The 14,539-nt window shown below is 64.5% G+C and carries 11 protein-coding genes and 1 pseudogene; 7 read left to right on the plus strand and 5 right to left on the minus strand.

All coding sequences use genetic code 11. The features are described 5' to 3' along the window. Positions 1–821 precede the first annotated feature (821 nt). The 5 genes from glgX to D3869_RS29590 all read right to left on the minus strand — a co-directional run bounded on the left by glgX (position 822) and on the right by D3869_RS29590 (position 9,334). Positions 822–2,981 (minus strand): glycogen debranching protein GlgX, encoded by a 2,160-nt coding sequence (glgX, locus tag D3869_RS29570; protein WP_137143223.1) that lies wholly within the window; start codon positions 2,979–2,981, stop codon positions 822–824. Next, positions 2,951–5,476, minus strand: a complete 2,526-nt coding sequence (locus tag D3869_RS29575; RefSeq protein ID WP_137143224.1) for a glycogen/starch/alpha-glucan phosphorylase — start codon at positions 5,474–5,476, stop codon at positions 2,951–2,953. The genes glgX and D3869_RS29575 overlap by 31 nt, the downstream gene beginning before the upstream one ends. Positions 5,477–5,545: 69 nt before the next feature. Further along, positions 5,546–7,981, minus strand: a complete 2,436-nt coding sequence (locus D3869_RS29580; RefSeq protein WP_137143225.1) for a phosphoketolase family protein — start codon at positions 7,979–7,981, stop codon at positions 5,546–5,548. 226 nt (positions 7,982–8,207) lie between these two features. Next, positions 8,208–9,002, minus strand: coding sequence for a cyclic nucleotide-binding domain-containing protein (locus D3869_RS29585; protein ID WP_137143226.1), 795 nt, complete (start codon positions 9,000–9,002; stop codon positions 8,208–8,210). An 83-nt stretch (positions 9,003–9,085) separates the two neighbouring features. Then, positions 9,086–9,334, minus strand: a complete 249-nt coding sequence (locus D3869_RS29590) for a hypothetical protein (protein WP_137143227.1) — start codon at positions 9,332–9,334, stop codon at positions 9,086–9,088. A 224-nt stretch (positions 9,335–9,558) separates the two neighbouring features. Here D3869_RS29590 and D3869_RS29595 point away from each other — a divergent pair. The 7 genes and pseudogenes from D3869_RS29595 to D3869_RS29625 form a co-directional block, all read left to right on the plus strand. Next, positions 9,559–9,969 (plus strand): annotated as a pseudogene (locus D3869_RS29595) (transposase); the annotation flags it as partial. Positions 9,970–10,282: 313 nt separating this feature from the next. Beyond that, complete coding sequence (locus D3869_RS29600; RefSeq protein ID WP_137143228.1) at positions 10,283–10,783, plus strand: gamma-glutamylcyclotransferase family protein; 501 nt, start codon at positions 10,283–10,285, stop codon at positions 10,781–10,783. A gap of 132 nt (positions 10,784–10,915) precedes the next feature. Then, positions 10,916–11,821 (plus strand): ABC transporter substrate-binding protein, encoded by a 906-nt coding sequence (locus D3869_RS29605; RefSeq protein WP_137143229.1) that lies wholly within the window; start codon positions 10,916–10,918, stop codon positions 11,819–11,821. A gap of 20 nt (positions 11,822–11,841) precedes the next feature. After that, entirely contained in the window at positions 11,842–12,675 is an 834-nt protein-coding gene (locus D3869_RS29610) for an amino acid ABC transporter permease (protein WP_137143230.1), read from the plus strand. A gap of 17 nt (positions 12,676–12,692) precedes the next feature. Beyond that, positions 12,693–13,472 carry an amino acid ABC transporter ATP-binding protein gene (locus D3869_RS29615; protein WP_137143231.1) on the plus strand — a complete coding sequence of 260 codons (780 nt, stop codon included), beginning with the start codon at positions 12,693–12,695 and terminating at the stop codon, positions 13,470–13,472. A 14-nt stretch (positions 13,473–13,486) separates the two neighbouring features. After that, positions 13,487–14,167 carry a GntR family transcriptional regulator gene (locus D3869_RS29620; RefSeq protein ID WP_137143232.1) on the plus strand — a complete coding sequence of 227 codons (681 nt, stop codon included), beginning with the start codon at positions 13,487–13,489 and terminating at the stop codon, positions 14,165–14,167. After that, a complete protein-coding gene (locus D3869_RS29625; RefSeq protein ID WP_137143233.1) occupies positions 14,164–14,460 on the plus strand; it encodes a hypothetical protein in 297 nt (98 codons plus the stop codon). The genes D3869_RS29620 and D3869_RS29625 overlap by 4 nt, the downstream gene beginning before the upstream one ends. Positions 14,461–14,539 lie beyond the last annotated feature (79 nt).

Consider the following 14,539-nt stretch of genomic DNA (forward strand, 5'->3'; position numbering starts at 1 on the left):
AGGGTGCTTGTCCATGGAACCACCGAAGCCACGCAATGTCTAAATTTGTTACTTTATGATGAAATTTGCTTTTTGATTCTCAGGCTCGTTTGGTGATGTTCATATTCAATCCCATTGTTCTGGATCAATATTAGCAGATTTCCTTACAGAGCAACGAAATGATAAAATAAAACCGAACATTATCGGTGCTGGATTGGAGGTCTTGTCCGATGTCGAGTCCGTCGCGCCTGCTGTCGGTTCATTGCATGACAAAGGGTGCCACTGCAACACGAGGCTGGCGTGCCTCAACCCGTCTTCGTTCAACTGTTAGAGCCCGTTCGACAGCCGTTTCAGTGGCAGGCTCGTCGAAGTCGCAGGCTTGTCATGGCGAGCTGCTCGAGGCGCGTGGATGGCGTATGCTCATCAAGCCTTACCGCCGGCCGGCCTCCTCTGCGTCGTCCAGCGGGCGAGTAAGATTTGAAAACACCCGCCACCACTTCCCACCCGCGCTCATCCAGCATGCGATCTAGCTGCGGCCAGCAAGCTGATGCGCAAGCTGCTCAAAAAGCACGGCTTTGCCCCTACCCAGGTCACCACCGGCAAGCTGCGTTCCTACAGGGCCGCCTTTCGCGACATCGGCCTGACGGCGCGTCATGAGCAAGGGTGGCGCCAGAACAACCGGGCCGAGGCTTCAACCTCCAGCGCCATCTGGCCTCCCGCCGCACCCCGCGCACCGTCCGGGCGCAGGCTATGGCCGAATGGCACGCCGCGACCGCCGCGGCGTGAACCCGTCGGGGGCTCCGGATTTCCTGCACGTCGGTTCGGTCCACGTGACAAAGCCGTCACGACAGATGGGCCGGTTCGCCGGCGTCATGGATCAGCACGACGACGGACCGCGCTTCCACCAGATAGGACAACTCACTCAGCGTCGGCGCCAAGCGCCACTCGACGATATCACATGGAGGATCGAGCGAGGTGTCGATCCATCGGCGCCATGGGCCAACATCGACGTCATCTGCTGGCGGAAGTTCAAAGCGAAGCGGTTTCCAATAGGCGTTCAGGATCAGGTAAATGCGAAGCCGGTCCTGCTCCACCTTCGCTTCGACGGCGATGCTGTGGGAATCGCGGCTCCAATCCGGTTGCTCGGGCGTCACGCCGTGCCACGTTATCTTCGCATTCCGGAGCAGCTGCCGCAAAGGCACACGCTCATACATCCTGTCCCGCAGGCTTCGGCGTGTGTTGAGCACGGTCACGAACCGGTGCACGTCCGCGTGTGTCTCGACCAGCGTCCAATCAAACCAACTGGTCTCGTTGTCCTGGCAGTAGGCGTTGTTGTTGCCGGACTGGGTGCGCCGCGCCTCATCGCCCATCGTGATCATCGGGACGCCGAGCGATAGCATCGTCACGGTCAGGAAATTCTTCACTTGGCGGTTTCTCAGCCGCTCGATTGCCGGGTCGTTGGTCGGGCCTTCGACGCCGCAGTTCCAACTGCGGTTGTCGTCCGCGCCATCGCGGTTGCCTTCGCCGTTCGCCTGGTTGTGCTTGCGATCGTAGGACACCACGTCGTTGAGCGTAAAGCCGTCATGGCAGCTCACGAAGTTGACGCTTTGTTCAGCCTCCCGCTCCTCATGCCCATAGATCTCCGGGCTGCCCAGGATGCGGTCCGCGATCTGGGTTGCCGATCCCGGTTCACCGCGGAAAAACGCACGCACATCGTCGCGGAACCGTCCGTTCCATTCCTTCCAGCTGTCGCCGACGAAACTGCCGACCTGATAAAGGCCCGCCGCATCCCAAGCCTCGGCGATCAGCTTCGTACCGGCAAGCGCCGGTTCCGTTTCGATGTCCCACAGGATCGGCGCGTTCGGGATCGGATGTCCCGATGTGTCACGGGACAGTACCGAGGCCAGATCGAAGCGGAAGCCGTCCACATGCATCGTCTCGACCCAGTATCGAAGGCTGTCCACGATCATGCGCCGGACGACAGGGTGATTGGCGTTCAAGGTGTTCCCGGTGCCCGTGTAGTTGGCGTAGCGGGATCGGTCGTCCTCGAGAAGATAGTAGGTGGGATTGTCCACCCCCCGGAAACACAGGGTCGGCCCGTTGTGGTCGCCTTCCGCCGTGTGGTTGAAAACGACGTCGAGGATGACCTCGATGCCGCCGCGATGCAGCGCCTTGACCATGTCGCGGAACTCGTCCAGCGGACCGAGCGGATCGGAACGCGAACTGTACGCCGCATGCGGCGCAAAGAACGAGACCGGCGCATATCCCCAGTAATTGACCTTTCCCGGCGGGCAATCCTGCGCATCGAACTGGAACACCGGCAGCAGTTCCACAGCGGTGATGCCCAATTCCTGCAGGTATGGAATCTTCTCGATCAGACCGGCAAACGTGCCACGGGTCTTCTCGCCGACGCCGGAACTGGGATGGCGTGTGAATCCGCGCACATGCATCTCATACACGATGGTCTGCGCGGACGACCGGCGCAACGGTGCGTCGCCTTCCCAATCGTAGGACGCCGGATCCACGACCACGCTTTTCATGGCGGCGCCGCAATCGTCACCGGGTTTGCGGATGTCGTCGCGGCTGTAGCGGTCCGGAACGACCACCGCGCGGCCATAGGGATCAAGGAGAAGCTTGTCCCGATCGAAGCGCAGGCCGTTGGCGGGGTCCCATGGCCCCTCGGCGCGATAACCATAGATTTGGCCGGCCGTCACGCCGGGGAGAAACGCGTGCCAGTAATGATAGGTGCGATGGGTGGAGGGATCGAGGCGGATCACGCGCGCAGGCCCCGCATCCTCGGCGCGGTCGAACAGCAGCAACTCGATTCCGGTCGCGTGCTTCGAAAACACGCTGAAGTTCGTCCCCTGGCCAGTGGGGATCGCTCCCAGCGGCGCCGCGGCTCCCCGAGCGGGAGGACTGGGCGTGCCGGCCCGCCCCGCATCCTCGTCCACCTGGACCGCCGATCCGGCCCTCACGGCACCGCGCACGGCTTCGCATCCCATATCTCGGCGGCGTATTCGGCGATGGTGCGATCGCTGGAAAACCGGCCAGAGTTGGCGATGTTCATGATGACCTTGCGCGTCCAGTCCTGCGGAGCCGCGTAGGACGCCAGCAATCGCCGGTCCGCCTCCAGATAGGCCGTGAGATCGGCGAGATGCATGAAGCGGTCCCCGCCCGTCAGCAGCGCGTCGCGCAGCGGCTCGAAGACGCCCGGTTCGTTGCGGTTGAAATGGTCGGAAAAGATCAGATCCAGCGCGGCGCGGGTTTCCGGTTCGTTGTGATGATGCCAGAAAGGGCTGTACCAGCCGGCGCTGCCGCTCACCTGGTCCGCCGTCAACCCGAACAGGAAGAAGTTTTCCTCGCCTGCGGCCTGCGCCATCTCGATCGTCGCGCCATCGCGCGTGCCGATCGTCAATGCGCCGTTCATCATGAACTTCATGTTGCTGGTACCGCTCGCCTCATAGCCCGCCGTCGAGATCTGGTTGGACACGTCGGAGGCGGGAATCAGCTTCTCGGCCAGGGACACGCCGTACTCGGGCAGGAACACCACCCTGAGGCGGCCGCGCACCACCGGGTCGTCGTCGATGGCGGCGGCGAGGTTGTTGAGGAATTTGATGATCACCTTGGCAAGACGGTAGGCGGGCGCCGCCTTTCCCGCGAAGAAGAAGGTCCGCGGCGCCATGTCGAGGCCGGGGTTCTGCCGCATCCGGTTGTAGAGCACGACGATCCGCAACGCGTTCAGAAGCTGCCGCTTGTATTCGTGGATGCGTTTGATCTGGCTGTCGAAGATCGTGTCGGGATCGACGGCGATGCCGTTGGTCGATGCAAGCCACGCCACGAAGCGGTGCTTCATGGCGCGCTTGGCCTCCCGCACGGCGTCCTGGAAAGCCCCGTCGTCGGCAAGCGGCGTCAGCTTGGCCAGTTGGGACAGGTCGGTGATCCAGCCGTCCCCAATGGCGTCGGTGATGCAGCGGGAGAGGGCGGGGTTGGCGAGCCGAAGCCAACGCCGGGGCGTCACCCCGTTGGTCTTGTTGCTGAAGCGCTCGGGATACAGTTCGGCCAGATCCTTGACCGTCACGGTGCGCAGCAGATCGGAATGGATCGCCGCGACCCCGTTGGTGCTGTGCGATCCGACGATGGCGAGGTTGGCCATCCGGATCTTCCGCGGACCGCCCTCCTCGACCAAGCTCACGCGCTCGATACGGCCCTCATCGCCGGGAAAGCGGGCCCGCACTTCGTCGAGAAGCCGACGGTTGATCTCCAGGATGATCTCCAGGTGGCGCGGCAGCAGAAGCTCGAACCAAGGCAGCGGCCATTTTTCGAGCGCCTCGGGCAGCAGGGTGTGATTCGTGTAGGCGAGTGTCCGCCGCGTGAGATCCCACGCCTCCTCCCAGCCGAGCCCCGCGTCGTCAAGCAGGATCCGCATCAGTTCGGACACCGTCAGGCTCGGGTGGGTGTCGTTGAGCTGGACGGCGACCTTGTCGGGAAGCGCCCGCCAGTCGGCCGGGCTACCGACCGGATTGGTCCGGCGGAAGCGCCGCACGAGATCCGCCAGGGAACAGGCGACCAGAAAATACTCCTGCACGAAGCGCAGGCCCTGCCCCATGCTCGTCGAATCGTCGGGGTACAGGACCCGTGTGAGGGACTCCGCCGAGAGCCGTTCGGCGAGCGCGCTGACGAAGTCGCCGGCGCTGAACGCCTGGAAGTCCAGCGCGTGCGGTGCCGCCGCCGCCCAGAGCCGCAACGTGTTGATCGTTCGGCCGCCGTATCCGATGACGGGGCGGTCATACGGAATGCCGAGCAGGCTGGACGGCCGGCCGGGTACGGCGGCGAACGTCCCGTTGCGCACCTCGAACGAGCAGCCGAGCCTGATCTCCACGGACTCCTGCGGCCGGGCGACCTCCCAGGGATCGGGCCGCCGCAGCCAGTTGTCGGGCTGTTCCTGCTGCCAGCCATCCCGCAGGCTCTGCCGGAAAATGCCGTATTCGTAGCGGAGCCCATATCCCATGGCCGGGATCTGCATCGTGGCCATGGAGTCGATGAAGCAGGCCGCCAGCCGGCCGAGCCCCCCGTTCCCCAGCCCGGCGTCGGGCTCCTCGTCGAGCAGGGCAAGCCAGTCGATTCCCTTCTCGTCGGCGACCCGCGCCACGACCGGATCGAGAAGAAGGTTCATGACGTTGTTGGCCAGGGAGCACCCGATGAGGAACTCCAGGGAAAGGTAATAGACGCGTTTCGGATTCTCGCGTTCGTAGGTCTTCTCGGTGCGAAGCCACCGCTGTGACAGCACGTCGCGCACGGAGCGGGCGACCGCCTCGTAGCGTTCGCGTGGACCGACCGAGGTGGGATCGACCACATGGTCGAACATCAGGTGCCGCTCGTAGAGCGCGTCGCGCGTTCCGGTGAAGTGGATCGGGCCGCATCCATATTGCTGGAGCAGGTCCGTCGATCCGGAGACGTTCGACGCCGTTGCGTCGGCCATGGTCATGTCGCTGCTCATGGCGTTTCCTCCTCGCCCGGTCGGAGCCGCCGCGCCGTCCGACGGATGGCCCGACCATCGTCTTATGGTTCAAACATTGTCGGCCTCGGTCGAGGCGGCTTTTCCGGCCGCTCCTGTCCGGCTTGCTCGCGTCTGGCCCGCTCCCGTCTGGTCCCATATCCATCCCGCGATCTCGGGCATGTCGTCGCCATACCGCCGGATGTGTTCCTTGTGCGCGATGAGCTTGTCGCGCATGGCCTGCTTGACGTAGGCGGCGCTCGCGCCGAGCGCCGGAACCCGGTCGATCACATCGCCCACGAGGTGGAACCGGTCGAGATCGTTCAGCACGCACATGTCGAAGGGCGTGCTGGTGGTGCCTTCCTCCTTGTAGCCGCGCACATGCAGGTTCCCATGGCCGCCCCGCCGGTACGTCAGCCGGTGAATGAGCCAGGGATAGCCGTGGAAGGCGAAGATGATCGGTTTGTCGGTGGTGAACAGCGCGTCGAAGTCGCGATCCGGCAGCCCGTGCGGATGCTCCCCCGGGGGCTGCAAGGTCATGAGATCGACGACGTTGATGACGCGGACCTTCAGGTCCGGGGCGTAGTGGCGCAGGAGATCGACCGCCGCCAGGGTCTCCAGCGTCGGCACGTCGCCGCAGCAGGCCATCACCACATCGGGTTCGCCGCCGCGGTCGTTGCTGGCCCATTCCCAGATCCCCAGGCCGGCCGTGCAATGCCTGATGGCGTCATCCATCGTCAACCACTGCGGGGCCGGTTGCTTCCCGGCGACGACGACGTTGACGCAGTTCCGGCTGCGCAGGCAATGGTCCGTGACCGACAGCAGGCAATTGGCATCGGGTGGCAGATAGACCCGGACGACGTCGGCCTTCTTGTTCACCACATGATCGATGAAGCCGGGGTCCTGGTGGCTGAAGCCGTTGTGGTCCTGGCGCCAGACATGGCTGGACAGCAGGTAGTTCAGCGAGGCGACGGGGCGCCGCCAGGGAATGGTCCGGCAGACCTTCAACCACTTAGCGTGCTGGTTGAACATCGAATCGACGATGTGGATGAACGCTTCGTAGCAGGAAAAGAAGCCGTGCCGACCCGTCAGCAGATAGCCTTCAAGCCACCCCTGGCATTGGTGTTCGCTGAGCATCTCCATGACCCGGCCGTCCGGGGCGAGATGGTCGTCCCACGGGACGGTGTCGGCAACCCATGTCCGGTCCGTGACCTGGAGCACGTCCTGCCAGCGGTTGGAGTTGTTCTCATCGGGACTGAAGAGCCGGAAGTTCCGCGCGTCGAGGTTCAGCTTCATCACATCGCGCAGAAACTGCCCCATCACGCGGGTGGCTTCTGCGACGGCCACGCCGGGAGCCTCCACCGGGACGGCGTAGTCGCGGAAATCCGGAAGGCGCAGATCGCGCAGGAGCGTGCCGCCGTTGGCGTGCGGGTTGGCGCTCATACGGCGAGTGCCGCGGGGGGCCAAGTCGGCGAGGTCGGGGCGGAGGCGGCCTCCCTCGTCGAAAAGCTCCTCGGGACGGTAGCTTCTCATCCACTCTTCGAGAACACGCACATGGTCCGGGTTCTCGTGCATTTCCCCCATCGGGACCTGATGCGAACGCCAGAAATCCTCGGCCCGCTTGCCGTCGATCTCCTTCGGGCATGTCCAGCCCTTCGGTGTGCGGAGCACGATCAGGGGCCAGCGGGGACGCTGCGCGACCCCGTTTCGGCGCGCGTCGTCCTTGATCCGCCGAATGTCGGCGATGGCCGTGTCCAGAGTGGAGGCCATGCGTTCATGCATGTCGTCCGGTTCGTGGCCTTCCACGAAATAGGGGATGTATCCATACCCTCGGAAAAGTTGCTCCAGCTCCTCGTGGCTGATCCGGGAGAGAATGGTGGGGTTGGCGATCTTGTAGCCGTTGAGATGCAGGATCGGCAGAACGGCGCCATCGCTGAGCGGGTTGAGGAACTTGTTGGAATGCCAGCTCGTTGCCAGGGGTCCGGTTTCCGCCTCCCCGTCGCCAACGATGCAGGCGACGATCAGGTCGGGGTTGTCGAAGGCGGCTCCGTACGCGTGGGACAGGGCGTATCCGAGTTCGCCGCCTTCATGAATCGAACCGGGCGTCTCCGGCGCCACGTGGCTGGGAATCCCGCCGGGAAACGAGAATTGGGTGAAGAGGCGCTTGATGCCCTCCTGGTCCGGCGAAATGTTCGGGTAGACTTCGCTGTATGTTCCCTCAAGGTAGGCATTCGCGACCATGGCCGGTCCGCCATGCCCGGGACCGGCAATATAGATCATGTTCAGATCCAATTGCCGGATCATCCGGTTCAGATGGACATAGATGAAATTCAAGCCGGGCGTGGTTCCCCAATGCCCCAGCAACCTCGGCTTTATATGTTCGAGGGTAAGGGGAACTTTGAGCAATGGATTGTCATAAAGATAAATTTGCCCGACGGACAAATAGTTTGCTGCCCGCCAGTAGGCGTCAATGAGAGCCTTTTCCTTGACTGAAAGCGCTTCGGCCATGCCCGCCTCCCGCAGCTCTGGTGATGTGACGCGGTCCTCTGCGATGCCACGCCCGACCTCGCGGCGTTGGATCGGGTCGGTGTGCGGCCTCCATCATTCCACCAAGCGTGGCAGCGGTCAGAGTGCCAGTGCCCGCCCATTCCGTCTCGGTCTCATCGGTGTATGACCTGGGTCCGGCATCCGCTTCGCCGGATGCGAAAAAGCGCGTTTGTTCGGCAACGCCCCTTCAGCCGATGGAAACGATGAACTCGAAGGGCGATCCCCAGCCGCCCGCAACGATGCGGTTCTCACCGTGGTTCAGAAGGGCGGTGTCCCTCATGAAATCATGCCCGATCGGCTGCCCATTGACGACCGTCCCAAGCGTGCTGCCAAGATCGGACACGAGCAGCCGGCCCTGGCTGTGGCTGATCATGAAGTGATCGCGCGACAGGCGAAACGGCGGCTGATCGTCGATGGACAGATCGGGTGATCGTGGGGGCGGTGCCTCGCCGTTGATCGGGAGACGACCGACCACGAAGGGCAGTTGTCCAACCTGAATTGGGCTTGGACCGATCCGGCTGCGCAGGGAGTCCGTCCCAGCGGTCAATAGAATGCGTTCGTTGTTGTTGGGAAGTGCCGCCGACGACGGCGCGCCGTTCTCCGCCAGTTCCGCCTCGCGCGTCGAGAGCAGCAGGTCGCCGGCAATCTTGTCCTCGATCGTCCGCAGGCGGATGCTGAGACGCTGGATCAACCCGCGCGCCAGGGATGCGTCCCGGCTCACCCGGTCCAGGAAATCCTGCGGGGTGAGGACTTCCGCGGCGCCATCGCTGACGGCCCGGGCGGTGGCACTCCGGCTGCGGCTTTCAATGACGCCCATCTCGCCCAGCCACTCGCCGCCCCGCACATGCCCGATCAGGATGGCGTTGTCTCCATTCTCGCGCAGGACCTCAATTTCACCGTGCCTGACCCAAAAAACGCAGTCGCTCGCCTCTCCCCGCCGGAACAGCAATTCGCCGGCCTTGAATTGGATGGATTTGGCCATATCCGGATGTTCTCCGCTGTTTTACCGTGCGTCGTAATGGCACGACAGACCGGGATTCTGTATGATGAAAGCAGAAGTGAAACCTACCGAGAAAATGGACGCACACGACGGAGCCCCGCTTCTCCTTTCTTGTGGTGCATCGTTCCATCGTACGGCAAGTTGGTTGTGAGTGTGCGGCCGTCGATCTTTCCATCGCGTATCCGGCTGAATACGCGATTGATGCTTTCCATCAGCTCAACATAGTCATGATCCCGCACTCCGCCGTTTCCGGCGAACGGCTGGGTGTTGTCAGGTTGGTGGTGAACGGTCCGGCATGGCAGGTTGTTGGGCATGTCCACCACCCCATACCGCGGTGTCCGTTTTCCCGCTGGAATCATCCACGAGGCGGTCTGGGTGTCCCATTGCTCCAACCTGAGCCTACCGAGGTCGCACTGATCCGGGCGACGCCCGGCATCGTGGTCGGCGACGAGGCCATCGCGGAATGGTGGCTGCACTTTGGCCATCCGACCGCCAGCGCGCTCGCGATGCGGTGGTGCGCTACAACGCCGAAGGCGTGACGCGCAAGGCCCTGGGTTGGCGGCTGTCAAACACCATGGATGTCGAGTTCTGCATCGAGGCCGTGGAGGAGGCGATGGCGCGGCACGGCCGACCGGACATCTTCAACACCGATCAGGGCAGCCAGTTCACCAGCCCACGCTTCACCGGCCTGTTGATCGCGGACGGCATCCGGGTGTCCATGGACGGCCGTGGCCGGTGGATGGACAACGTGTTTATCGAGCGGCTGTGGCGATCGATGAAATGCGAGTGCGTCTACCTCCATGCCTTCGGGACAGGCAGCGAGGCCCGAGCCCGGATCGGCCGCTGGATCGGCCACTGCAACACCAACGGACCGCACTCCGCGCTCCGTGGCAGAACCCCGGCGGAGGCCTACGAGGGCACACCAAACCGGATCAGATTAGCGGCATAACACGAACCTGAACCAAGCTTATCCGACTGTCCGGAAAACGGGGACCATCTCATCCCGCCGCGATGGATGTCGGCTCCGACGCACGGCTCTCACCGTATCCGGATCGACCGCAAGTTGCGGTTTTCGCCAATTCCGGCGCGCTTGCCCGCCATTCGGGGCGGCGGCCCCGCCGCTCGGGTATCGCCGTCGCGATGACGGCGACAGATTTCCCATTGTCGCCGTATGCGGGTTCGTATATTGTAATGTATACGGAGTGCGGCGATCGGAGGATGGACCGCCCCGCCCACTCCGCACCACCCAAATTGAGGTCGAGATGCACTACTTCGGATACTGCACGTGGCTGAATCCGCCGGAACTTCACCGGTACTTTCCGGAAGCCAAGGTGATCACCAAGGGCTACGTCGCAAACCACAAGCTGGAGTTCCACGCCGCCGGCACGCGCACCGACCGCGGCTGGTGCCACCTGTCCAACACGGGCCGAGCCTGGGGCAACAACGTGCTGGGCATCGTCGTCGAGCATCCCGATCATCACTTCGAAGAGGACTATGACGACTTCGAGCGCTGCTTCGTCTCGGTGCGCGGCGACGACGGCAAGGTCTACGACTGCTGGACCTACCGCCTGATCACTCCGGGCACGGCGATGCGTCCGCCGAACTTCTACTGGGACCACATTCCCGCCGGCATGAAGCATTGGGGCTTCCCGGACGATTACGTCCACTCCGTTCTGGCGATGTATGAGCAAGCTGCCCCCTGCCCGCGCGCCGACCGTCCGAACCCGTCGGCCGTTCCCGGGCGCTCCGCCGAGACGCGGTGAGGTGCCGCGCCCGCTCCGCTCCTGACACCCGGGGCGGGCGCCGCCGAACCACCCTCGGGGACGGGGCCGCAACCCCGCGCCGTGTGCAGCACCTCACGTTCTCATCACTTTCGGAACCAGGAGACCTCTGCAATGCGCCTTTCCTGTGAAGCCAAGCCCGCCGTTCTCGCGGCCTTGGCCGCCTGCGTGTTCTTGACGTCGCTGCACACGGCCGCCCACGCCCAAAGCGGTGCGGCTCCCACCAACCCCCAAGCCGCCAGCCTGGTGCCGAAGCCGATCCGCGATGCCGGCACCCTGCGCGTCGGCTCCCAGCAGACCTTCCCTCCGGTGGAGTTCCGCCAGGACGGCAAGACCGAACCGGTGGGCGTTTCCGTCGATCTGCTCAACGAGATCGGCAAACGCCTGGGACTCTCCATCACCTTCGTGCACGGCGAGTACGCGGCGCTGATCCCCGGCCTGGAGGCTGGCCGCTTCGACGTCGCGTCCGGCGGCATCAGCGACACGGAGGAGCGCGAGCAGAAGGTTGATTTCGTCAATTACATGATGTCCGGCGGCAGCATCCTGGTGCGGGCGGCGGACGCCGAGAAATACTCGACCATCGCCGATTTCTGCGGGAAGTCGGTCGCCACTCTGCTGGGCAGCCGCGTCATCATGGCCGCGGTGGAAAAAGCGTCGGAAACCTGCGTGTCCGGCGGCAAGCAGCCGATCACCGCCAACCAGCTTCCCGCCGCCCCGGACGCCCGAATGCAGCTCGATCTCGGGCGCGTGGACGGCTATCTGGGCGACTTTCCGGCGCTGGTCTACATGAAGAGCCAGATGCCCGGCAAATACGCCATCGCCGGCGGCAACCACATCCTGACTCCCTACGTCACGTCCTGGGGCTTCCCGAAGAACTCCACGCTGAAGGATGCGGTCCAGAAGGCGACGCAGAGCATGCTGGCCGACGGCACCTACAAGGCCATCCTCTCCAAATGGGAGATCGAGGGCGGCGCGCTGCCGGAGATCACCATCAACCTGCCCGCCAGCAAGAGGAAGTGACAGTGGCTGCGAGCTGCGCCATGGCCGAACCACGGGCTGTCCGCGTCAAGCACCGGTGGCGTTGGGGAGCCTGGCTCCTCAGCGCGATCGTTCTCCTGGCGGTGTTCATGCTGATCAGCGCGGGTGTCCGCGCGAAGATCATGAATGTGGAGGTGTTCCTCTCCTACCTGACCAGCGAGCAGGTGCTGATCGGCGCGCGCAACGCCCTGATCCTCGGCACGCTGGCGCTGGTGGTGGCCAGCGTCATCGGTCTGGCCGTCGCCCTGATGCGGGTCAGCGGCAACCCGATCCTCGCCGCCCTGTCGGCGACCTACGTGTATTTCTTCCGCGGCACGCCGATGCTGATCCAGCTCCTGTTCTGGTTCAACGCGCTGCCGACCATGTTCCAGCGCGTTTATCTGGCGGTCCCCTTCACCGACATCGTGCTGGTGGACGCGCCGACCACGGCGGTGGTGACGCCCTTCGTGGCGGCGCTCGCCGGCCTCGCCCTCGCCGAAGGCGCCTACATGGCGGAGATCATCCGCGCCGGCATTCTGGCGGTGGACAAAGGTCAACGCGCCGCGGCCCGCGCCATCGGCATGACCGAGTATCAGGTGCTGCGCCACATCGTCATTCCGCAGGCCGGGCGCATCATCATCCCGGCGGGCGGCAACCAGTACATCATGCTGCTGAAGTCCACCTCGCTGGCTTCGGCGATCGGTTTCCTGGAACTGCTGCGCATCACCACGGACATCTATTCGTCCAACTTCATGGTGGTGGAGCTGCTGGCCGTGGCGGCCTTCTGGTATCTGGTGATGACCGCCTTCGCCACCGCCGTTCAGACCGCGCTCGAAAAGACCTTCCCCCAGCGGTAAGCCCCCCAGAGGTCCCTATGGACACACCCGTCAAGGCCGCGGCCGTGGTTCTCGAGTCCGTTTCGAAATCCTACGGTTCGGTCGAGATCCTGAAGAACGTTTCGGTTTCCATCGCGCAGGGAGAGGTGGTCACCCTTCTCGGCCCGTCCGGAGCCGGCAAATCCACCCTGCTGCGCTGCATCAACCATCTGGAGACGATCAGCGCGGGCCGCATCTACGTGCACGGCCAGCTCATCGGCTACCGCGAGGTCGGCGACACCCTGCACGAGATGTCCGACAAGGAGATCAGCGCCCAGCGCCGCTCCATCGGCATGGTGTTCCAGAGCTTCAACCTGTTCCGCCACATGACCGTGCTCGACAACGTGATGAGCGGCCCGGTCCATGTGCTGCGCATGCCAAAACCCCAGGCCGAGGCGCTGGCGCGCGAGCTTCTGGCGAAGGTCGGCCTGCCCGACAAGGCGAACCGCTATCCGTCCGAACTGTCGGGCGGGCAGCAGCAACGCGTCGCCATCGCCCGCGCCCTGGCCCTGTCGCCCAGCGTCATGCTGCTGGACGAGCCGACCAGCGCACTCGACCCGGAATTGTCGCAGGAGGTGATCCTGACCATCCGGAATCTGGCGGAGCAGGGCTACACCATGCTGATCGCGACGCACGAAATGGCCATCGCCAGGGAATTCGCCGACCGCGTCATCTTCATGGTGCAGGGGGAGGTGGTGGAGGACGTGCCCGCCCGCAGCTTCTTCAGCGCCCCCCGGCACGAGCGCAGCCGGCAGTTCGTCGCCCGCCACGCGGGCTGAAGGGAGGAACGACCATGCCCGACGGCATCGAACGCCTGCCCAACGACCGTCCCCGCAAACGGGTCGGCAGCGACCTGCTGGCGGCCAACGTGCATGGTTGGCTGCGGTCGAAGATCCTGACCTTCGAGATCAAGCCCGGCACCCGTCTGGTGGAGGACGAGATTTCGGCCTCCATGAACGTCGGCCGCACCCCGGTGCGCGAGGCCCTGCTGCGCCTTCAGGGCGAGGGGCTGGTCAGCCGCGAGAAGGGCTGGGTGGTGGAAAGCACCGACGCGGCATCCATCGACCATGTCTTCGCAAGCCGCGTCGCCATCGAGGGCTACGCGACCCACGTCGCCGCGCTGCGCGCCACCCCTGCGGACATCCGGGACCTGCGGGCGCTGGCCGGGGAGATGGACGGGTTCGAGGCGATGGGCCGCGCCCAGCTCAACCTGCTCAACCGGCGGTTCCACGAGCGGATCGTCGGGCTGTCCGGCAACCCCTTCTTCGTGGAGATGCACGAGCGCACGCAGTTCCATTACTGGAACATGCGCCTGCCCGTCCTTTTCACCCGCGAACAGGCGGTTGTGGCGAACGAGCAGCACAAGCGGATCATCGACGCGCTGGAGGCCCGCGACCCGGACGCCGCGGAACGGCACGCGCGCGAGCATGTCGAGACGACCCACCGGATCGTCCGGGACGCGCTGGACGGATGACCATCACCCTGGAAGCGGGCGGCACCCACCTCTATGTCGGGGCGCGCGGCACGGTCCGCGACGGGCGGCTGTCGGCGGCCCCGTCGGTCAAGCCGCCTCCCTGCATGGTGGTGTTCAGCGACGGCGTCTTCACCGCCGGCACCCTGACGCCCCGCGGCGGCACGGAGTGGCAACTCGCCGTCGACGGCTACACCACCGCCCGCGGCACCGCCATCCCGGCGAAGCGCTGGCTGGTGGAGATGACCTGCATCGGCGGGACGCTCTCCTTCCAGGCGAAGGCGAAGCTGACCTAGGCGCCGACGAGCCCCCACCCCGGCCTCCCCCGCTTCGCAGGGGAGGGCCGGGGTGGGGGCTAGGTCAATGCCCTTCAAA

This window comes from Azospirillum brasilense, from assembly GCF_005222205.1.
GTDB classification, from domain to species: domain Bacteria; phylum Pseudomonadota; class Alphaproteobacteria; order Azospirillales; family Azospirillaceae; genus Azospirillum; species Azospirillum brasilense_G.

What these genes read in the sequence shown, in the direction of transcription:
- glgX (WP_137143223.1), bottom strand. Translation starts at nt 2,981, where the DNA reads ATGGGATGCGAAGCCGTGCGCGGTGCCGTGAGGGCCGGATCGGCGGTC.
- D3869_RS29575 (WP_137143224.1), bottom strand. Translation starts at nt 5,476, where the DNA reads ATGAGCAGCGACATGACCATGGCCGACGCAACGGCGTCGAACGTCTCC.
- D3869_RS29580 (WP_137143225.1), bottom strand. Translation starts at nt 7,981, where the DNA reads ATGGCCGAAGCGCTTTCAGTCAAGGAAAAGGCTCTCATTGACGCCTAC.
- D3869_RS29585 (WP_137143226.1), bottom strand. Translation starts at nt 9,002, where the DNA reads ATGGCCAAATCCATCCAATTCAAGGCCGGCGAATTGCTGTTCCGGCGG.
- D3869_RS29590 (WP_137143227.1), bottom strand. Translation starts at nt 9,334, where the DNA reads ATGCCCAACAACCTGCCATGCCGGACCGTTCACCACCAACCTGACAAC.
- D3869_RS29600 (WP_137143228.1), top strand. Translation starts at nt 10,283, where the DNA reads ATGCACTACTTCGGATACTGCACGTGGCTGAATCCGCCGGAACTTCAC.
- D3869_RS29605 (WP_137143229.1), top strand. Translation starts at nt 10,916, where the DNA reads ATGCGCCTTTCCTGTGAAGCCAAGCCCGCCGTTCTCGCGGCCTTGGCC.
- D3869_RS29610 (WP_137143230.1), top strand. Translation starts at nt 11,842, where the DNA reads ATGGCCGAACCACGGGCTGTCCGCGTCAAGCACCGGTGGCGTTGGGGA.
- D3869_RS29615 (WP_137143231.1), top strand. Translation starts at nt 12,693, where the DNA reads ATGGACACACCCGTCAAGGCCGCGGCCGTGGTTCTCGAGTCCGTTTCG.
- D3869_RS29620 (WP_137143232.1), top strand. Translation starts at nt 13,487, where the DNA reads ATGCCCGACGGCATCGAACGCCTGCCCAACGACCGTCCCCGCAAACGG.
- D3869_RS29625 (WP_137143233.1), top strand. Translation starts at nt 14,164, where the DNA reads ATGACCATCACCCTGGAAGCGGGCGGCACCCACCTCTATGTCGGGGCG.